This window comes from Roseomonas sp. KE0001, assembly GCF_016107285.1.
Lineage (GTDB): Bacteria > Pseudomonadota > Alphaproteobacteria > Acetobacterales > Acetobacteraceae > Pseudoroseomonas.
In genome coordinates this window covers 194,987-213,559 of record NZ_RCVQ01000002.1, presented here as the reverse complement: position 1 = coordinate 213,559, position 18,573 = coordinate 194,987, and the positions used below count along the sequence as shown (strand labels likewise).

Sequence of the window (18,573 nt, the reverse complement as noted above, 5' to 3'; positions counted from 1 at the left end):
GTTACCAGCGGTAGTGGCTGAAGGCCTTGTTGGCCTCTGCCATCCGGTGCGTGTCTTCGCGCTTCTTCACGGCGGTGCCGCGGTTGTTGGCCGCGTCCATCAGCTCGGAGGAAAGCCGCTCTTCCATGGTGTGCTCGCCACGCTTGCGCGCGGATTCGATCAACCAGCGGATCGCCAGGGCCTGGCGCCGCTCCGGGCGGACCTCGACCGGCACCTGATAGGTGGCGCCACCGACGCGGCGCGAACGCACCTCGACGGCCGGCTTCACATTGTCCATCGCCTCATGGAACAGGCGCAGCGGATCGCTGTTGGGACCGCCCCGCTTCTTCAGCGTGTCCATGGCGGCATAGACGATCCGCTCGGCGGTGCTCTTCTTGCCGTCGTACATCAGCACGTTCATGAAACGGCTGAGCACGAGGTCACCGAACTTCGGATCGGGGAGAACTTCGCGCTTCTCGGCGCTGTGGCGACGCGACATCGCTCTTGATCCCTTACTTCGGCCGCTTCGCGCCGTAGAGCGAGCGCCGCTTGCGCCGCTTGGCGATGCCCTGCGTGTCCAGAACGCCGCGCAGGATGTGGTAGCGCACGCCCGGAAGGTCCTTCACGCGACCGCCGCGGATCAGCACCACGGAGTGCTCCTGCAGGTTGTGCCCCTCGCCCGGGATATAGGAGACGACCTCGTGGCCGTTCACCAGGCGGACCTTCGCCACCTTACGGAGAGCCGAGTTCGGCTTCTTCGGCGTGGTCGTGTAAACGCGGGTGCAAACGCCACGCTTCTGCGGGCAGCCCTGCAGCGCCGGAACCTTGTTGCGGCTCGGCTTGGGCTCACGCCCCGTGGCGATGAGCTGATTGATCGTCGGCATGACGCCCCTTCGTGACCTTCTTCGAACGCCCAGGCCCCTTGCCAAGCAAGATCGCCCGAGGAAGCAGCGCTTTCGCGCCACCCTTCGGGCTTGTCCCGCCTCCGGCCTCAGCCCGAAAAGGGCGGCGCCGGCTGCTCAGAACCTGTCGTCCAGAACTCCGCAGGCCATGTCCCTATGGCGGACAAGACCCCGTCGAGGGCGCGGAACCTACGCGCCGACCCCCAATGAGTCAAGCACGCCGCGCCCCTGAACACATGAATCCGGGCCCCGATGGGGCCCGGCTCCCATGCGGCCAGCGCAGACCGCGCCGGCCACCTCAAGCCTGGCCGGCGGAGGGAGAACTCCCCCCGCCGGGCCTGTCCTACTCCGCGGCCTGGCTGCCGGGCTTGGGCAGAGCGCCCTGGCCCGAGGGCAGCCGCTGCCCGTCACGCTGGGCGGCCAGCGCGCGCAGACGGTTCATCACCGAGCCCGTGCCGGCCGGGATCAGGCGCCCGACGATCACGTTCTCCTTCAGCCCCGCCAGGTGGTCGACCTTGCCGGCCACCGCCGCCTCGGTCAGCACCCGGGTCGTCTCCTGGAAGGAGGCGGCTGAGATGAAGCTGGTCGTCTGCAGCGAGGCCTTGGTGATGCCCTGCAGCACCGGCTCGGCCCGCGCCGGACGCTCCTTGGCGGCGATGCGCTTCTCGTTCTCGATCTCGAACTCGATGCGCTCCACCGTCTCGCCCACCAGGAAGGTGGTGTCGCCCGGCTCCAGGATCTCCACCTTCTGCAGCATCTGGCGGACGATCACCTCGATATGCTTATCGTTGATCTTCACGCCCTGCAGTCGATAGACGTCCTGGATCTCGTTCACCAGGTAATTGGCCAGCGCCTCGACGCCCAGCACGCGCAGGATGTCGTGCGGCACGCGGGGGCCGTCGACCAGCGGGTCGCCGGCCTTCACGTAGTCGCCTTCCTGCACCGAGACGTGCTTGCCCTTCGGCACCAGGTACTCGCGCGGCACGGGGGGCTCGTCACCCACCTGCTCCGGCACCACCAGGACGCGACGCTTCGCCTTGTAGTCCTTGCCGAACTCGACGCGCCCGTCGACCTCGCTGATGATCGCGTGGTCCTTCGGCCGGCGCGCCTCGAAGAGCTCGGCCACACGCGGCAGACCACCGGTGATGTCGCGGGTCTTGGAGGATTCTCGCGGCAGGCGGGCCACCACGTCGCCGGCCTGCACCTGGGCGCCGTTCTCGACCGAGAGGATCGAATCCGGCGACAGGAAGTAGCGGGCCTCGGCGCCGTTCGGCAGCTTGACGATATGGCCCTTCTCGTCCTTCAGGATGATGCGCGGCCGCAGGTCGGCACCCTTGGCCGCCTGCTTGTAGTCCACCACCACCTTGGAGGAGAGGCCGGTCACCTCGTCCTGCCGCTCGACCAGGGTCACGCCCTCGATCAGGTCGGCATATTCGACGATACCCGCCTTCTCGGTGATGATCGGCAGGGTGAAGGGGTCCCACTCCGCCAGCTTCTGGCCGCGCGTGACCTCGGCACCGTCCTCCAGCACCAGCAGGCGCGCGCCGTAGGGCACGCGGTAGCGGGCACGCTCGCGGCCATTGGCATCCGTCAGCACGATCTCGCAGTTGCGCGACATCACGATGGGAACGCCGGCCGAATTGGCCACCACGTTGCGGTTCAGCACCGAGACCGTGCCGTCGCTCGTCGCCTCGACCGCCGACTGCTCGGCGCCACGGGTCGCCGCGCCGCCGATATGGAAGGTGCGCATGGTGAGCTGCGTGCCCGGCTCGCCGATCGACTGCGCCGCGATGACGCCGACCGCCTCGCCGATATTGACCGTCGTGCCACGCGCCAGGTCACGGCCATAGCAATGGCCGCAGACGCCCGACCGCGCATCGCAGGTCAGCACGGAGCGGATATAGACCTCCTCCACCCCGGCCTTCTCGATGCGCTCGGCATCGGCTTCCTCGATCAGCGCGTTGCGCGGCAGCAGCACCTCGCCCGTCGCCGGGTCGAGGATCTCGCGCTGCACCGTCCGGCCGAGGATCCGCTCGGACAGCGAGGAGACCACCTCGCCGCCATCCATCACCGCGCGCACGGTGATGCCGCGCTCGGTGCCGCAGTCGTTCTCGACGATGATGCAGTCCTGCGCCACATCGACCAGTCGGCGGGTCAGGTAGCCGGAGTTCGCGGTCTTCAGCGCCGTGTCCGCCAGGCCCTTGCGGGCGCCGTGGGTGGAGTTGAAGTACTCAAGGACGGACAGACCCTCCTTGAAGTTCGCGATGATCGGCTGCTCGATGATCTCGCCCGAGGGCTTGGCCATCAGGCCGCGCATGCCGGCCAGCTGGCGCATCTGCGCCGGCGAGCCACGGGCACCGGAATGCGACATCATCCAGACGCTGTTGGTGACGCGGCCGACCTCCTGGCGGGAGATCTCCTTCATCATGGCGCCGGCCACCTCGTCCGTGCAGCGCGACCAGGCGTCGACCACCTTGTTGTACCGCTCGCCGGCCGTGATCAGGCCGTCCAGGTACTGCTGCTCGAACTCCTTCACCTCGGCCTTGGTGCGCGCGATGAGCCCCTCCTTCTCGGCGGGGATCATCATGTCATCCTTGCCGAAGGAGATGCCCGCCTTGGCCGCCTGGCGGAAGCCCAGCGACATCAGGCGGTCGGCGAAGATCACCGACTCCTTCTGGCCGCAATGGCGGTAGACCGCGTCCATCACGTCCGAGATGGTCTTCTTGGTCAGCTGGCGGTTGACCAGCGCATAGGGCAGCGCCGCGTCATGCGGCAGCAGCGCACCGATCATCATCCGGCCCGGGGTGGTCACCACCCGCTCCGTGATCCGCTGGCCTTCCGCGTCCACGCCCTGACGGCGGGCGCGGATCTTGGTGTGCAGCGTCACCACGCCGGCGGCCAGCGCCTGCTCGATCTCGCCCATATCGGCGAAGGCCGGCGCCTTCTGCTCGTCGGCGACGCGGTACTCCGGCGTCTCCAGCGACAGGTAGTAGAGCCCGAGGACGATGTCCTGGCTCGGCACGATGATCGGCTTGCCGTTGGCCGGGCTGAGGATGTTGTTGGTCGACATCATCAGCACGCGCGCTTCCAGCTGCGCCTCAAGCGACAGCGGGACGTGCACGGCCATCTGGTCGCCGTCGAAGTCGGCGTTGAAGGCGGTGCAGACCAGCGGGTGCAGCTGGATCGCCTTGCCCTCGACCAGCACCGGCTCGAAGGCCTGGATGCCCAGCCGGTGCAGCGTCGGCGCCCGGTTCAGCATCACCGGATGCTCGCGGATGACCTCCTCGAGGATGTCCCACACCTCGGGACGCTCCTTCTCCACCATCCGCTTGGCGGCCTTGATGGTGGTGGCGTGGCCGTACTTCTCGAGCTTCGAGTAGATGAAGGGCTTGAACAGCTCCAGCGCCATCTTCTTCGGCAGGCCGCACTGGTGCAGCTTCATCTCCGGCCCGACGACGATGACCGAACGGCCCGAATAGTCGACGCGCTTGCCCAGCAGGTTCTGCCGGAACCGGCCCTGCTTGCCCTTCAGCATGTCGGACAGCGACTTCAGCGGGCGCTTGTTGGCGCCCGTGATGGCGCGGCCGCGGCGGCCGTTGTCGAACAGCGCGTCGACCGATTCCTGCAGCATGCGCTTCTCGTTGCGCACGATGATGTCCGGCGCCCGCAGCTCGATCAGCCGCTTCAGGCGGTTGTTGCGGTTGATGACGCGGCGGTACAGGTCGTTCAGGTCGGAGGTCGCGAAGCGGCCGCCGTCCAGCGGCACCAGCGGGCGCAGCTCGGGCGGGATCACCGGCACGACGTCGAGGATCATCCACTCCGGGCGGGCACCGCCCTCGGCGAAGCTCTCGATCATCTTCAGCCGCTTGACCAGCTTCTTGCGCTTGGCCTCGGAGGTGGTCTCCTTGAGGTCGGCGCGCAGCTGCGTGCTCTCGCGGTCCAGGTCGATGGCGGCCAGCATCTGCTTCACCGCCTCGGCCCCGATGCCGACGGAGAAGGCATCCTCGCCGAACTCGTCCTGCTTGGACTGGTACTGCTCCTCGGTCAGCAGCTGGTGCAGCTTGAGGTCGGTCAGGCCCGGCTCCAGAACCACATAGGATTCGAAGTACAGGACCTTCTCCAGCTCCTTCAGCGACATGTCGACCATCAGGCCGACGCGCGAGGGCAGCGACTTCATGAACCAGATATGCGCGACCGGCGAGGCCAGCTCGATATGGCCCATCCGCTCGCGGCGCACCTTGGCCAGCGTGACCTCGACGCCACACTTCTCGCAGATGATGCCGCGGAACTTCATCCGCTTGTACTTGCCGCACAGGCACTCATAGTCCTTGATCGGACCGAAGATGCGCGCGCAGAACAGCCCGTCCCGCTCCGGCTTGAAGGTGCGGTAGTTGATCGTCTCGGGCTTCTTGATCTCACCATAGGACCAGGAGCGGATCTGCTCCGGGCTGGCGATGGTGATCTTGATCTGATCGAACGTCATCGCCTGGCCGGTCTGGCCCAGGATCTTCATCAGCTCGTTCATGCGGCCGTCCTCTCAAGGTGAGGCCGCCGCGCCGGGGTGACCCCGGCGCGGCTGAGCAAAGGGTGTTGATCGCGCGGCAGCATCACGCCGGGCGGTTTTCCAGATCGACGTTCAAGCCGAGCGACTTCAGCTCCTTCACCAGAACGTTGAAGGATTCCGGAATGCCCGCCTCGAAGTTGTCCTGATCGCGCACGATCGCCTCGTAGACCTTGGTGCGGCCGGACACGTCGTCCGACTTCACCGTCAGCATCTCCTGCAGCGTATAGGCGGCGCCATAGGCCTCCAGCGCCCAGACCTCCATCTCGCCGAAGCGCTGGCCGCCGAACTGCGCCTTGCCGCCCAGCGGCTGCTGGGTGACGAGGCTGTAGGGGCCGATGGAGCGGGCGTGGATCTTGTCGTCCACCAGGTGGTGCAGCTTCAGCATGTAGATGTAGCCGACCGTCACCTTGCGCTCGAAGGGCTCGCCGGAGCGGCCGTCGATCAGCGTGGTCTGGCCGGAGGCGTCCATCCCCGCCTTCTCCAGCATCGTCTCGATGTCGGAGATGCGGGCGCCGTCGAAGACGGGCGTCGCGATCGGCACGCCCTTCTTCAGGTTCTCGCCCAGCTCGATCAGCTGCTCCTCGGTCATGTCCTCGATGTCGCGGCCGAAGATCTCTTCGCCATAGACATCGCGGAGCTTGGCCAGGAGGTCGTCGCGCGCGGCGCCGACCCGGCGGTAATCCTCCACCAGCTCGCCGATCTGGCGGCCGACATTGGCGCAGGCCCAGCCCAGATGCGTCTCCAGGATCTGACCGATGTTCATGCGCGAGGGCACGCCCAGCGGGTTCAGCACCAGATCCACCGAGGTGCCGTCCGGCAGGAAGGGCATGTCCTCCACCGGGACCACGCGGGAGACGACGCCCTTGTTGCCGTGCCGGCCGGCCATCTTGTCGCCCGGCTGAAGCTTCCGCTTCACCGCGATGAAGACCTTGACCATCTTCATCACGCCGGGCGGCAGCTCATCGCCGCGCTGCAGCTTCTCGACCTTGCTGTCGAACCGCTTCTGCAGCTTCTCGACCGCCGCGTCGAACTCGCGCTTCAGCGCCTCGATCTCGACCATGATGGCGTCGTCCTGCACGCCGATCTGGCGCCAGGTGGCCTTGGCGAACTGGTCCAGCACCTCGTCGGTGATGACAGTGCCCGACTTCACGCCCTTGAAGCCGCCGCTGGCCTTCTGGTTCAGCAGCCGCTCGCGCAGGCGGGAGTGGAAGCTCCGCTCCTGGATCGCCTTCTCGTCGTCGCGGTCCTGCGCCAGGCGCTCGATCTCGGCGCGATCGATCGCCATGGCGCGCTCGTCCTTGTCGACGCCGCGGCGGTTGAACACGCGCACATCGACCACCGTGCCGGTCGTGCCGGGCGGCAGGCGCAGCGAGGTGTCGCGCACGTCGGAGGCCTTCTCGCCGAAGATGGCGCGGAGCAGCTTCTCCTCCGGCGTCATCGGGCTCTCGCCCTTCGGCGTCACCTTGCCGACCAGGATGTCGCCCGGGTTCACCTCGGCGCCGACATAGACGATGCCCGCCTCATCGAGGTTGCGCAGCGCCTCCTCGCCGACATTCGGGATGTCGCGCGTGATCTCCTCCTGGCCCAGCTTGGTGTCGCGGGCCATCACCTCGAACTCCTCGATATGGATCGAGGTGAAGACGTCATCCTTGGCGATGCGCTCGCTGATCAGGATGGAGTCCTCGAAGTTGTAGCCGTTCCACGGCATGAAGGCGACGAGCACGTTCCGCCCCAGCGCCAGCTCGCCCAGCTCCGTGGAGGGGCCGTCGGCGATGATGTCGCCCCCCGCCACCTGGTCGCCCACCTTCACCAGCGGGCGCTGGTTGATGCAGGTCGACTGGTTGGAGCGCTGGAACTTCCGCAGGCGGTAGATATCGACGCCCCGGGTGGTGCCATCCTCGTCATTCGTGGCCCGCACCACGATGCGGGCGCCGTCGATGCTGTCCACCACGCCGCCACGGCGCGCCACGATGGTGGCGCCGGAGTCGCGCGCGACCGCGGCCTCCATGCCGGTGCCGACCAGCGGCGCGTCGGAGCGCACCAGCGGCACGGCCTGCCGCATCATGTTGGAGCCCATCAGCGCGCGGTTGGCGTCGTCGTTCTCCAGGAACGGGATCAGCGCCGCGGCGACGGAGACGAGCTGCTTCGGCGAGACGTCGATCGCCGTCACCTCTTCCGGCTTCACCAGCCGGAAGTCGCCGCCCTGGCGGACGGAGACGAGGTCGGAGCGGAACTCGCCCGTCTCGGCATCCACCTCGGCATCGGCCTGGGCGACCACCAGCTTCTCCTCCTCCATGGCGGAGAGGTAGCGGGGGGAGCCGGTGATCTTGCCGTCCTTCACCAGGCGGTACGGCGTCTCGATGAAGCCGTACTTGTTCACCTTGGCGAAGGTGGCGAGGCTGTTGATCAGGCCGATGTTCGGGCCTTCCGGCGTCTCGATCGGGCAGATGCGGCCGTAATGCGTCGGGTGCACGTCGCGCACCTCGAAGCCGGCGCGCTCGCGCGTCAGGCCACCCGGACCCAGCGCCGAGAGGCGGCGCTTGTGCGTCACCTCGGAGAGCGGGTTGGTCTGGTCCATGAACTGCGACAGCTGCGAGGAGCCGAAGAACTCGCGCACGGCGGCGGCGGCGGGCTTCGCGTTGATCAGGTCATGCGGCATGACGGTGTCGATATCGACCGACCCCATGCGCTCCTTGATCGCGCGCTCCATGCGCAGCAGGCCGACGCGGTACTGGTTCTCCATCAGCTCGCCGACCGAGCGCACCCGGCGGTTGCCGAGGTTGTCGATGTCGTCGATCTGGCCCTTGCCGTCCTTCAGCTCCAGCAGGGTGCGGACGGTCGCGATGATGTCCTGCTTGCGCAGGGTACGCACCGTGTCCGGCACGTCATCCAGGCTGAAGCCCAGGCGCATGTTCATCTTGACGCGGCCGACCGTGGAGAGGTCGTAGCGCTCGGCATCGAAGAACAGGCCGCGGAACAGGGTCTCGGCGGTCTCCGGCGTCGGCGGCTCACCCGGGCGCATCACCCGGTAGATGTCCATCAGCGCCTCGTCGCGCGAGGCGTTCTTGTCCACCGCCAGCGTGTTGCGCAGCCAGGGGCCGACATTCTGGCCGATCGCCAGCGTCGGCAGCGCGTCGAGCCCGGCCTGCTCGATGGCGGCCAGCTTCGGCTCGGTCAGCTCGTCGCCGGCCTCGGCCCAGATCTCGCCGGTGGTGAGGTCCACCAGGTCCTCGGCGACGAAGCGGCCGAGCAGCTCGGCGCGGCTGACCAGCACCTCCTTGGTGCCGGCCTCGGCGATCTTGCGGGCCAGACGCGGCGTCAGCTTGGTGTCGCGCTCGGCGACCACCTCGCCGCTCTCGGCATCGACCAGGTTCTCGATCAGCTTCACGCCGCGGAAGGAGTCCGGCACGAAGGGCTGGCTCCAGCCCTTGGCGCCACGGCTGAAGACGACCTGGTCATAGAAGGTGTTGAGGATCTCCTCGGCGTCCATGCCGCGGATCTCGCCCGCCTCCAGCGCCTCGCCGCGCTCGGCGCGCAGGGCCTCGGTGCGCTCGGATTCCAGGGCATAGAGCAGCGTCGTGGCGGGCAGCTTGCGCTTCCGGTCGACACGGACGTAGCAGATGTCCTTGGCGTCGAACTCGAAGTCGAGCCAGGAGCCGCGATAGGGGATGACGCGGGCGGCGAACAGGTACTTGCCCGAGGAGTGCGTCTTGCCCTTGTCGTGGTCGAAGAACACGCCCGGGGAGCGGTGCATCTGCGAGACGATGACGCGCTCGGTGCCGTTGATGATGAAGGTGCCGTTGTCCGTCATGAGCGGCATGTCGCCCATGTAGACATCCTGCTCCTTGATGTCGCGGATGGAGCGGCTGCCGGTGTCCTCGTCCAGGTCCCAGACGATGAGGCGCAGGCGCACCTTGAGCGGGGCGGCGAAGGTCAGCCCCCGCTGGATGCATTCCTCGACGTCGTACTTGGGCTCCTCCAGCTCGTACTGGACGAATTCCAGGCGACCACGGCCGGCGAAATCGTCGATCGGGAAGACCGACTTGAAGACCTCCTGCAACCCGGTGTTCGTGCGCGCGTCCGGATCGACCCCCATCTGCAGGAAGGTCTCATAGGAGGCCCGCTGCACGTCGATCAGGTTCGGCATCGGTGCCACTTCGGGCAGACGCCCGAACGACTTCCGGATGCGCTTCCGCCCGGTGAACGACTTCGTGATTGCGTTCATGCCCGTCCTGCTTCCCTTCGCTCCGGCCCAATCGCCCCGGCCGGCGGGTTACCCCACCTCACGCCACGCGGGATCGGCCCCGCGAAACGCAGTCGCGGGCAGGAACCCGGAGGCCCCCGCCCGAACCTTGCTCAAGCTGGCCCGGCCCCTCGCCAAGGCAAGGGGCCGGTAAAACTCACTTGACCTCGACCTTGGCGCCGTTCTCTTCCAGCACCTTCTTGATCTTCTCGGCCTCGTCCTTGGAAACGCCTTCCTTGACGGTCTTCGGCGCGCCCTCGACCAGATCCTTGGCCTCCTTCAGGCCCAGACCGGTGATGGTGCGGATTTCCTTGATGACGTTGATCTTCTTGTCACCCGAGGCGGCGAGGACGACCGTGAACTCGGTCTGCTCCTCGGCCGGAGCGGCGGCGGCGCCACCGCCGGCAGCCGGAGCAGCGGCCACGGCAACAGGAGCGGCGGCGGAGACGCCCCACTTCTCTTCCAGCAGCTTGGACAGCTCGGCGGCTTCCAGAACGGTCAGGCTGGAGAGCTCGTCAACCAGCTTCGCGAGATCGGCCATGTCTTGTATCCTTCCAAATAGTCGCTTGGCATGATGAATGCAATCCCCGGGCGGCGGGGCCGGACCGGCCCCCTCCCCACCCGGGTGTCTTCCGCGAAAGGCGCCGCTTAGGCCGCCTCGTCCTTCTTGGCGTAAGCCGCCAGCACCCGGGCCACCTGCCCGCCGGGTGCCTGAAGCACGCCGGCGATGCGCGTCGCGGGGGTCTGGATGAGCCCCAACAGCTGCGCACGCAGGGTTTCGAGCGAGGGAAGGGTGGCCAGAGCCTTCACGCCATCGACGTTCAGGGTCTGATCACCGATCGCCCCGCCCAGGATCACGAACTTCTCGTTACCCTTGGCGAACTCCACGGCGGTCTTCGCCACGGCCACCGGATCCGTCGACCACGCGAGCGCGGTCGGACCCTTCAGCAGCGGCGAGATGCCCTGGAAGCGGGTGCCGTCGAGGGCGAGGGTGGCCAGCCGGTTCTTCGCGACCTTATACGTCGCGCCCGCCGCCCGCATCCTGCGCCGCAGATCACTGACATCCGCGACCGTGAGACCCTTGTTCTGGGCCACGAGCACGAACGACGTATCCGCGAACACATCCGCGAGGGAGGCCACGAACGCACGCTTCTCCGTACGATCCAACTCCCGTCTCCACACGGTGACCGGTGCCTTCTGGAAGGGCCCCGGCCGGTTCACACGGGGGCTCGCCGCCGGATTGGCGGCTCGCCCCGGTTCGCCTGTCTGAGTCTGCGGAAGACCAAGTCCATCACGCCGGCAGCGCGAGGCGTCGCCGGTCAGATCTCCTGGCATCCCCATCTCACGCCTGCGGGGCGGCCGCCCCCTTAAGGCCCGCCATCGCGGGCCACATGCGCTCTCGGACAGGTTGTCAGGGGCCGGCCTCGACCGGCCCCCTGCCCGCGCGCCACCGGAGCGGCGCGCGTATCTCGCTGCGGCCGGCGCGCTCCCCAGGGGAGCCCGCCGCGCCGGATCAGGCCGAGGCCGCCAGGGAGGCGACGTCGACCTTGAGGCCGGGACCCATGGAGGAGGACACCGCCACCTTCTTCACATAGGTGCCCTTGGCGCCGGTCGGCTTGGCGCGCTGGATCGCCTCGATGAAGGCGCGCGCGTTCTCGACCAGCTGCTCCTCGGAGAAGGAGACCTTGCCGATGCCGGCGTGGACGATACCGGCCTTCTCGGCGCGGAACTCCACCTGGCCGGCCTTGGCGGCGGCGACGGCGCCCTTGACGTCCATCGTCACCGTGCCGAGGCGCGGGTTCGGCATCAGGCCGCGCGGGCCCAGGATCTTACCGAGGCGGCCGACGATGCCCATCATGTCCGGCGTCGCGATGCAGCGGTCGAACTCGATGGTGCCGCCCTGGACCAGCTCCAGCAGATCCTCGGCGCCGACCACGTCGGCCCCGGCGGCCTTCGCCTCCTCGGCCTTCGGGCCGCGGGCGAAGACGCCGACGCGCACGGTCTTGCCCGTGCCGTGCGGCAGGGAGACCATGGAGCGGACCATCTGGTCGGCGTGGCGCGGGTCGATGCCGAGGTTCATCGAGATCTCGACCGTCTCGTCGAACTTCGCCTTGGCGCTCGACTTCACCGTCGCGATCGCCTCCGGCAGCGCGAACAGCTTGTCGCGGTCCAGACCGGCATAGATCGCCTTCAGGCGCTTACCCTGCTTGGCCATGGATCAGCCCTCCACCACGGACATGCCCATCGAGCGGGCGGAGCCGGCCAGCATGCGCACGGCGGCCTCGACGTCGTTGGCGTTCATGTCCTTCATCTTGGTCGCGGCGATCTCGCGCAGCTGCGACTTGGTCACGCGGCCGATCACGCCACCCTTGCCCGGGGTCTGGCTGCCCTTCTCGAGCTTGGCCGCCTTCAGCAGGAAATAGGTGTTCGGGGGCGTCTTGGTGACGAAGGAGAAGGTGCGGTCGGAATACGCGGTGATGACGACCGGCGTCGGCGTGCCGGGCTCCATCTGCTGCGTCGCCGCGTTGAACTCCTTGACGAACTGCATGATGTTCAGGCCGCGCTGACCCAGCGCGGGGCCGACCGGCGGCGAGGGGTTCGCCTTGCCGGCGGGGATCTGCAGCTTGATATAGCCGACGATCTTCTTCGCCATGACTCGTTCCTCTGTGCGTTCAGAGGCGCGCGGTGCTGACGGCTGTCCCCGATAGGCTGGGGCCGGGCCTCCCGCGTCCCTGAGAAAAACGCCGCAACAATCCGGGCGCGCAACGGCGCGCGCCACGGGCGGGATGCGGCGGAGGCGCGCCTATACCGGGCCGGGCGGGGAGAGTCCAGCGGAGTCCTCGCCCCGCGCCGCGCATGGCTCGCCTGCGCCCGCCGCGGCCGCCGCTTCCGCCTTCCCCCGGGGTTATCCCGGACGCCGATAGCCGGCATCGGCGGCGATGATGGCAAATTCCTTTGCATCCTAATGATGAGGTTTCTATCTGCCCGCCATGCCCGCCCCGCCCCCCCTGCCGTCGCTGGAGGCCCTCCGCCGCTTCGGCGGCCATTTCCAGCTCATCGGCCGCGCCTGGCGCCGGGAGGCCGACCTCTGCCTGGCGCCGCTCGGGCTCACCCAGGCCACCGCGGCCCCGCTGCTGCTGCTCCGCGCCCGTGTCGGCGCGCCCTGCCGCCAGCACGAGCTGGCCCAGGCGCTGGGGATCGAGCAGCCCTCGCTGGTGCGGCTGCTGGACCAGCTCGGCGAGGCCGGCCTCGTCGAGCGCCTGGCCGACCCCGCCGACCGCCGCGCCCGGCTGATGCACCTGACCCCCGCCGGCGTCGCCGCCGCCGGCGAGGCGGATCGCCGCCTCGGCGCCCTGCGCCTGCGGCTGCTGGGCGGCGCCGCGCCGCAGGACCTGGCCGCGGCCCTCCGCGTGCTGGACGGCATGCGGGTGGCGCTCGGCGGCATGGCCGCTTCGGCCGGGCCCGGGTCGGCGCCGGAAGGCCGCGACTGATGCCCACCGCCCCCTCCCTGTCCGACTGGCTCTTCTCGGCCCGCAGCTTCGCCGCGGCGGCGCTGGCCCTGTTCATCGCCTTCTCGCTCGACCTGCCGCGCCCCTACTGGGCGATGGCCACGGTCTACATCGTCTCGCAGCCCTTCGCCGGGGCGGTGCGCGCCAAGGCGGTCTGGCGGCTGGCCGGCACCCTCGGCGGCGGCGTCTTCGCGATCCTGGCGCTGCCCAACCTGGTCGACGCGCCGGCGCTCTTCGCCCTGGTCATGGCCTGCTGGATCGGCGGCTGCCTGGCCGCCTCGATGGTCGACCCGACCCCGCGCAGCTACGCCTTCATGCTCTCGGGCTACACCGCGGCGCTGATCTGCTTCCCCATCGTGGACAGCCCCGGCACCGTCTTCGACACCGCGGTCTCGCGCATGATCGAGATCAGCCTCGGCATCCTCTGCGCCTATCTGATGCACGGCGTGCTCTTCCCGAAGCAGGGCACGCCCAGGCTGCTCGACGGCACCCGCGCCTGGCTCGCCGACCTCGCCCGCTATGGCGCCGACAGCCTGGCGGGCGAGCACGACCCGGATCGCTTCTCCGCGGAGCGGCGCCGCATCGCCCGGGATGGCGCCGCCCTGCGTCTGCTCTTCCTGCAGGCCCGCTACGAGGCGCCGGACCGCCGCGCCCAGCTGCTCTGGCTGCCCCGGCTGCACGAACGCGCCCGGGCCCTGCCCACCCTGCTGACCGCCATCGGCGAGCGCGTCCGCACCCTGGCGGCGCTCGACCCCGCCGCGGCCGAGGCGCTGCGCCCGCTGCTACAGGCGATCTCCGACTGGATGGCGCAGAGCATCGACGCGCCGGCCGGCCCGGCCCGCACGCTCGGCGCCCGGCGGCTGGAGGAGCGGCTGCGGGCGATGCAGGAGGCGCCGCCCCCGCCCGGTCTCTCCCCCTGGGCCGCGCTGGTGCGCCAGGGCCTCCTGGAGCGGCTGCGCGAGCTGATCGACGCCTGGCGGGAGTGCCGCCTGCTGACCGAGCGCATCCTGGCCGAGCGGCCGCAGGAGACGGCCCCGGACGAGCCGGAGCCGGTGCCGGGGCATCTCGACCCGCTGCTGGTCGCCCTCTCGGGCCTGGCCGCCGGCCTCGCCACCCTGGCGGGCTGCGCCGTCTGGATCGTCAGCGGCTGGGCGCACGGCTCCAGCCTGGCGATGATGAGCGCCGTCGCCCTGTGCATCTTCGCGCAGCTCGACGACCCGGCGCCGGCGCTGCGCAAGTTCATCCTCGGCGCCGCCCTCGCCGTGCTGATCGCCGGCTTCTACCTCTTCGCCGTGCTGCCGCGGATCGACGGCTTCCCGCTGCTGCTGCTGGTCCTGACGCCGACCTACCTGATCGCCGGCGCGCTGATCGCCCAGCCGGCGATGACCGCCATGGCCCTCTCGGTGGCCGCCACCGTGCCGGCGGTCATGACCCTGCAGGAGACCTACAGCGCCGACTTCGCCGGCTACGTCGATGGCGGCCTCGCCACGCTGGGCGGCCTGGTCCTGGCGCTGGCGATCACCCGGCTGGTCCGCTCCTTCGGCGTGTCCTGGCGCGTCGGCCGGCTGGTGGCGGCCGACCGGCGCGACCTCGCCCGGCTCGCCGAGGGCCATGCGCCCGCCGACCTGCGCCGCATCCTCGGCGTCATGCTGGACCGCTTCGAGGCCCTGGCCGCCCGCCTCTCGGCCGCCGACGCGCAGACCGTGCGCCTGACCGAGCTGGCCGACCTGCGGGCCGCGCTCAACGTGCTGCGCCTGCGCGAGCTGATGGCCGGGCTGCCGCCCGCCTCCCGCGCCCGCGCCGAGGCGGCGCTGCAGGCCCTGGCGGCCGAGGCGCGCGGCCGGCTGCCGCGCGAGGCGCTGCTGGCGCCGCTGGACGACGCCCTGCTGACCTGCGCCGCAGAGACGGCACGCGGTGCCCGCCGCGCCGCCCTCGCCCTCTCCGGCATCCGCCTCGCCCTCTTCCCAGAAGCCGGCCCGCCCCAGGCCGGGCCCGAGCGGAGCCTCGCCGCATGATCGCGGAGATCGACCTCTACGGCATCTTCCTGCCGGCCCTGCTGGTCTGGGCGCTGCTGGCCCTGCCGGCCTCGGTGCTGCTGCGCCGGCTGCTGCGGGCGCTCGGCGTCTACCGCTGGGTCTGGCACGCGCCGCTCTTCGACTTCGCCCTGTTCCTCATCACCCTGGGCGGCCTGGTCGCCCTCTCGGAGATCATCCTGCCATGACGCCGCTGCTTGCCCGCGGGCGCCTCGCCTCCGTGGCGCGTCTCCTGCTCACCCTGGCGCTGGTCTGCGCCGCCGGATTGGTGGGCTGGCAGCTCTGGCGCTACTACATGGAGGCACCCTGGACGCGGGACGGCCGGGTGCGCGCCGACATCATCGGCATCGCCCCCGATGTCTCCGGCTTCGTCTCCGAGGTTCTGGTGGCCGACAACGCCACCGTCGCCCGGGGCCAGCCGCTGTTCCGCCTCGACCGGGCCCGCTTCGAGCTGGCGCTGCGCCAGGCCGAGGCAGTGGTGGAGAGCCGCGCCGCCACCCTGGAGCGGGCACGCCGCGACGAGCGCCGCTACGACCGGCTGAACGAGGGCATCGTCTCCGTCCAGCGGCAGGACCAGGCGCATTCCGACGCCGCCGCCGCCCAGGGCGCCTGGGAGGAGGCCCAGGCGCAGCGCGACCTCGCCCGGCTGAACCTGGAGCGCAGCGAGATCCGCGCCCCGACCGACGGCACCGTCACCAACCTCACCCTGCGCCCCGGTGCCTATGTCGCGGCCGGCACCGCGGTGCTGGCCCTGGTCGATGCCGACAGCCTGCATGTGCAGGGCTATTTCGAGGAGACGAAGCTCGGCCGCATCCATCCCGGCGATCCGGCCCGGGTCACGCTCATGGGCCTGCCGGGCACGCCGCTCACCGGCCATGTGGAGAGCATCGCCGGCGGCATCGCCGACCGGGAGCAGGGCAGCGGGCTGGTCGCCAACGTCAACCCGACATTCTCCTGGGTGCGGCTGGCGCAGCGCGTGCCGGTGCGGATCCGCCTCGACCCGGTGCCGGAGACGGTGCGGCTGATTCCCGGCCGGACCGCCACGGTGGTCATCATGCCGGACGGCGTCGCGCCGTCCCTGCTGCGGCCCTAGAGCGGATCCCGATCAGGTGGAAGCACCTGATCGGGTGAAGATGCTCGCAAAAACAAATGGCCAGAGCGTGTGCCGTGAGCCAGGGCGAACGGAAAATGCTCCAGGTCAGGGCGGCGGCCCGGAGCGGAGTGCTATCCGCGCGGCCCGCCGCCGAGCGCGCGCCACGCCGCCCCGCCCGCCAGCAGGCCGGCGAGCAGCGCCAGGACCAGCCCGCCCACCACTGTCTCCTCCGCCGCCGGCAGCACCGCCATCAGCCAGGCCGGCCCGTGCGCGGGCAGGAATTCCACCCGGGGCGGCAGCAGGAGGCGGCCGATCGCGTACTCGGCCGGCAACAGGATGGCATGGGTCAGGGGATTGCCGAGAGCAAGGCAGGTGCCCCCGGCCACCGGCAGGCTGCCGCGCAGGATCAGGGCGAGAAGGGCGGCGACGGCGAGATGCAGGCCGAAGGCCGGCAGCATGGCGGCGGCAGCTCCGGCGGCGACGCCCCGCGCCACATGCGCAGCGCCGCCCGGGGAGGCCATGAGGCTCTCCCAGCGGCCCCGCAGCCCCTGGATCAGGCCGCGGAGCAAGGCAAGGGCCTCAGACCTTCTCGACCTGGGCGTATTCGAGCTCGACCGGGGTGGCGCGGCCGAAGATGGAGACGGAGACCTTCACGCGGCCCTTCTCCTCGTCCACCTCCTCCACCGAGCCCATGAAGCTGGTGAAGGGACCGTCGGCGACGCGCACCTGCTCGCCCACCTCGAAGACGATGGCGGGCCGCTTGGGCTTGTCGGCGCCCTCCTGGACCTGCTGCACGATGCGCAGCGCCTCGGCCTCGCTGATCGGGCTCGGGCGGTTGCGGGCGCCGAGGAAGCCGGTGACCTTGGGCGTGTCCTTGACCAGGTGCCAGGCCTCGTCGGTCATCTGCATCTTCACCAGCACGTAGCCGGGGAAGAACTTGCGCTCGGAATTGACCTTCTGGCCGCGCCGCACCTCCGTCACCTCCTCGGAGGGGACGAGGATGTCGCCGATCTTGTCAGCCAGCCCCTTCTGGGCCGCCTGCTCCTTGATCTGGCTCGCGATCTTCTTCTCGAAGCCCGAATAGACGTGAACGACGTACCACTTCATGTCGGCCATGGAACCGCTCCCGCCCTCAAACACCGAAGCCGAACAGCAGGCTCATCGCGAGCTGGATGAGCTTGTCGGTCGCCAGGAAAAACACCGCCGCCAGGGCCGAGAGCGCCAGGACCAGGCCGGTGGTGATCAGCGTCTCCTTGCGCGTCGGCCAGGTGACGCGGGACACCTCCTGCCGCACATCGCGGATGAACCCCGCGGGATCGAGCTTCGCCAAAACTGCCAACCTTACCTGGTTCCTGGGAAACGACTCTCTGGGAAACACAGCGCGGGCGGTCTCCGGACCGGAGCCACCCCGCAAGACCCGGCCTCGCGCGGCGGGCCGGGCCGGGCCCCGGACTCCTTCGGGGGCCGCACCGGCATCAAAGCCTGGACACTGGCAGGGGCGGAGGGTCTCGAACCCCCAACCTCCGGTTTTGGAGACCGGCGCTCTAGCCAATTGAGCTACGCCCCTGCGCGGCGCCATCGCTGCGCGAGGCTGGGTCTATAAGTCAGCCGGCAACCCCTGTCGAGGGGCCGCCGACATGCAGCACCACGGTGCGCCCCAGCTTGTCGTGCCAGCACTGCCGGCGCGGATCCCAGAGCATCCAGAAGTAGCCAAGGCAGAGCGGCAGGGCGGAGAGGATGTAGCTGCAGTACCGCGCCAGGAGCCGCGGGAAGGAGGCGGGCGCGCCGGTCTCGGCATCGACGATGCGAAGCCCCAGCGCGAGCTTGCCCGGCGTGGCCTGCCGCAGCACCCAGAAGAGCAGGATGATCAGCGCCAGGATGAGCTGCACCATCAGCTCCGACAGCAGGCCGGGGTCCTGCTCGGCGGGATCGCCGCCCTGCAGGGAGATCGACATCGCCTGCACCAGGCCGAGCAGGAATCCCACCGGCAGCAGGCAGAGGAAGTCGATCAGCTGCGCCCCGAGGCGGCGGCCGAAGCTGGCGTAGCGGCTGCCGGCCCAGCCGGGCGGCAGGGGGTCCAGTCTGCTGGGCATCGGCCGTGCTGTCCTTCTGCGGTCCGGGCGGAACTGTAGAGGATTCCGCCGCCCGCCACCCGCCCGGCACAAAAGCCCGCGCAAAGAAAGAGCGGGCGGCCCCCGGGGGACCGCCCGCTCCCTTTCCCCACGCGCCGGCCAGGCCGGCGCGGGAGGC

16 protein-coding genes and 1 tRNA gene are annotated in these 18,573 nt (G+C 69.7%); 4 read left to right on the top strand and 13 right to left on the bottom strand.

Features of this window, described 5'->3' with window-relative positions; all coding sequences use genetic code 11:
• Position 1 precedes the first annotated feature (1 nt).
• The 8 genes from rpsG to rplK all read right to left on the bottom strand — a co-directional run bounded on the left by rpsG (position 2) and on the right by rplK (position 12,341).
• On the bottom strand, positions 2–478 hold the full coding sequence (gene rpsG / locus D9598_RS04480) for a 30S ribosomal protein S7 (RefSeq protein WP_198365207.1): 477 nt from the start codon (positions 476–478) through the stop codon (positions 2–4).
• A gap of 13 nt (positions 479–491) precedes the next feature.
• Positions 492–863 (bottom strand): 30S ribosomal protein S12, encoded by a 372-nt coding sequence (gene rpsL, locus D9598_RS04475; RefSeq protein WP_099097356.1) that lies wholly within the window; start codon positions 861–863, stop codon positions 492–494.
• Positions 864–1,224: 361 nt separating this feature from the next.
• Entirely contained in the window at positions 1,225–5,406 is a 4,182-nt protein-coding gene (rpoC, locus tag D9598_RS04470; RefSeq protein ID WP_198365206.1) for a DNA-directed RNA polymerase subunit beta', read from the bottom strand.
• 82 nt (positions 5,407–5,488) lie between these two features.
• Positions 5,489–9,670: a DNA-directed RNA polymerase subunit beta gene (gene rpoB / locus D9598_RS04465; RefSeq protein WP_198365205.1), complete on the bottom strand. Its 4,182-nt coding sequence runs from the start codon at positions 9,668–9,670 to the stop codon at positions 5,489–5,491.
• Between the two features lie 175 nt (positions 9,671–9,845).
• Complete coding sequence (gene rplL / locus D9598_RS04460; protein WP_198365204.1) at positions 9,846–10,229, bottom strand: 50S ribosomal protein L7/L12; 384 nt, start codon at positions 10,227–10,229, stop codon at positions 9,846–9,848.
• A 107-nt stretch (positions 10,230–10,336) separates the two neighbouring features.
• On the bottom strand, positions 10,337–10,855 hold the full coding sequence (gene rplJ / locus D9598_RS04455) for a 50S ribosomal protein L10 (protein WP_198365203.1): 519 nt from the start codon (positions 10,853–10,855) through the stop codon (positions 10,337–10,339).
• 346 nt (positions 10,856–11,201) lie between these two features.
• Complete coding sequence (gene rplA / locus D9598_RS04450) at positions 11,202–11,903, bottom strand: 50S ribosomal protein L1 (RefSeq protein ID WP_198365202.1); 702 nt, start codon at positions 11,901–11,903, stop codon at positions 11,202–11,204.
• A gap of 3 nt (positions 11,904–11,906) precedes the next feature.
• The gene (rplK, locus tag D9598_RS04445; RefSeq protein ID WP_198365201.1) at positions 11,907–12,341 is read right to left on the bottom strand and encodes a 50S ribosomal protein L11; all 435 of its coding nucleotides are present in this window, start codon (positions 12,339–12,341) and stop codon (positions 11,907–11,909) included.
• 337 nt (positions 12,342–12,678) lie between these two features.
• Here rplK and D9598_RS04440 point away from each other — a divergent pair, with 337 nt between their 5' ends.
• The 4 genes from D9598_RS04440 to D9598_RS04425 are packed head-to-tail and all read left to right on the top strand — an operon-like array spanning position 12,679 to position 16,323.
• Entirely contained in the window at positions 12,679–13,179 is a 501-nt protein-coding gene (locus D9598_RS04440; RefSeq protein ID WP_198365200.1) for a MarR family winged helix-turn-helix transcriptional regulator, read from the top strand.
• Positions 13,179–15,212, top strand: coding sequence for an FUSC family protein (locus D9598_RS04435; RefSeq protein WP_198365199.1), 2,034 nt, complete (start codon positions 13,179–13,181; stop codon positions 15,210–15,212). The genes D9598_RS04440 and D9598_RS04435 overlap by 1 nt, the downstream gene beginning before the upstream one ends.
• Entirely contained in the window at positions 15,209–15,418 is a 210-nt protein-coding gene (locus tag D9598_RS04430) for a DUF1656 domain-containing protein (protein WP_198365198.1), read from the top strand. Before D9598_RS04435 ends, D9598_RS04430 begins: the two co-directional genes overlap by 4 nt.
• The gene (locus D9598_RS04425) at positions 15,415–16,323 is read left to right on the top strand and encodes an HlyD family secretion protein (protein ID WP_198365197.1); all 909 of its coding nucleotides are present in this window, start codon (positions 15,415–15,417) and stop codon (positions 16,321–16,323) included. The genes D9598_RS04430 and D9598_RS04425 overlap by 4 nt, the downstream gene beginning before the upstream one ends.
• A gap of 131 nt (positions 16,324–16,454) precedes the next feature.
• Here D9598_RS04425 and D9598_RS04420 read toward each other — a convergent pair whose 3' ends face one another.
• The 5 genes from D9598_RS04420 to D9598_RS04400 all read right to left on the bottom strand — a co-directional run bounded on the left by D9598_RS04420 (position 16,455) and on the right by D9598_RS04400 (position 18,416).
• Positions 16,455–16,892 carry a DUF2062 domain-containing protein gene (locus D9598_RS04420; RefSeq protein WP_232476902.1) on the bottom strand — a complete coding sequence of 146 codons (438 nt, stop codon included), beginning with the start codon at positions 16,890–16,892 and terminating at the stop codon, positions 16,455–16,457.
• 10 nt (positions 16,893–16,902) lie between these two features.
• Positions 16,903–17,439, bottom strand: coding sequence for a transcription termination/antitermination protein NusG (gene nusG, locus D9598_RS04415; RefSeq protein WP_198365196.1), 537 nt, complete (start codon positions 17,437–17,439; stop codon positions 16,903–16,905).
• 16 nt (positions 17,440–17,455) lie between these two features.
• Positions 17,456–17,662 (bottom strand): preprotein translocase subunit SecE, encoded by a 207-nt coding sequence (gene secE / locus D9598_RS04410; RefSeq protein WP_198365195.1) that lies wholly within the window; start codon positions 17,660–17,662, stop codon positions 17,456–17,458.
• Positions 17,663–17,813: 151 nt separating this feature from the next.
• Positions 17,814–17,890 (bottom strand) — tRNA-Trp (locus D9598_RS04405).
• Between the two features lie 37 nt (positions 17,891–17,927).
• Positions 17,928–18,416 carry an RDD family protein gene (locus tag D9598_RS04400; protein WP_198365194.1) on the bottom strand — a complete coding sequence of 163 codons (489 nt, stop codon included), beginning with the start codon at positions 18,414–18,416 and terminating at the stop codon, positions 17,928–17,930.
• Positions 18,417–18,573: the final 157 nt, after the last annotated feature.

What these genes read in the sequence shown, in the direction of transcription:
- D9598_RS04400 (WP_198365194.1), bottom strand. Translation starts at nt 18,416, where the DNA reads ATGCCCAGCAGACTGGACCCCCTGCCGCCCGGCTGGGCCGGCAGCCGC.
- rpoB (WP_198365205.1), bottom strand. Translation starts at nt 9,670, where the DNA reads ATGAACGCAATCACGAAGTCGTTCACCGGGCGGAAGCGCATCCGGAAG.
- D9598_RS04425 (WP_198365197.1), top strand. Translation starts at nt 15,415, where the DNA reads ATGACGCCGCTGCTTGCCCGCGGGCGCCTCGCCTCCGTGGCGCGTCTC.
- D9598_RS04440 (WP_198365200.1), top strand. Translation starts at nt 12,679, where the DNA reads ATGCCCGCCCCGCCCCCCCTGCCGTCGCTGGAGGCCCTCCGCCGCTTC.
- rpoC (WP_198365206.1), bottom strand. Translation starts at nt 5,406, where the DNA reads ATGAACGAGCTGATGAAGATCCTGGGCCAGACCGGCCAGGCGATGACG.
- rpsG (WP_198365207.1), bottom strand. Translation starts at nt 478, where the DNA reads ATGTCGCGTCGCCACAGCGCCGAGAAGCGCGAAGTTCTCCCCGATCCG.
- rpsL (WP_099097356.1), bottom strand. Translation starts at nt 863, where the DNA reads ATGCCGACGATCAATCAGCTCATCGCCACGGGGCGTGAGCCCAAGCCG.
- rplK (WP_198365201.1), bottom strand. Translation starts at nt 12,341, where the DNA reads ATGGCGAAGAAGATCGTCGGCTATATCAAGCTGCAGATCCCCGCCGGC.
- nusG (WP_198365196.1), bottom strand. Translation starts at nt 17,439, where the DNA reads ATGGCCGACATGAAGTGGTACGTCGTTCACGTCTATTCGGGCTTCGAG.
- rplA (WP_198365202.1), bottom strand. Translation starts at nt 11,903, where the DNA reads ATGGCCAAGCAGGGTAAGCGCCTGAAGGCGATCTATGCCGGTCTGGAC.
- rplL (WP_198365204.1), bottom strand. Translation starts at nt 10,229, where the DNA reads ATGGCCGATCTCGCGAAGCTGGTTGACGAGCTCTCCAGCCTGACCGTT.
- D9598_RS04435 (WP_198365199.1), top strand. Translation starts at nt 13,179, where the DNA reads ATGCCCACCGCCCCCTCCCTGTCCGACTGGCTCTTCTCGGCCCGCAGC.
- D9598_RS04430 (WP_198365198.1), top strand. Translation starts at nt 15,209, where the DNA reads ATGATCGCGGAGATCGACCTCTACGGCATCTTCCTGCCGGCCCTGCTG.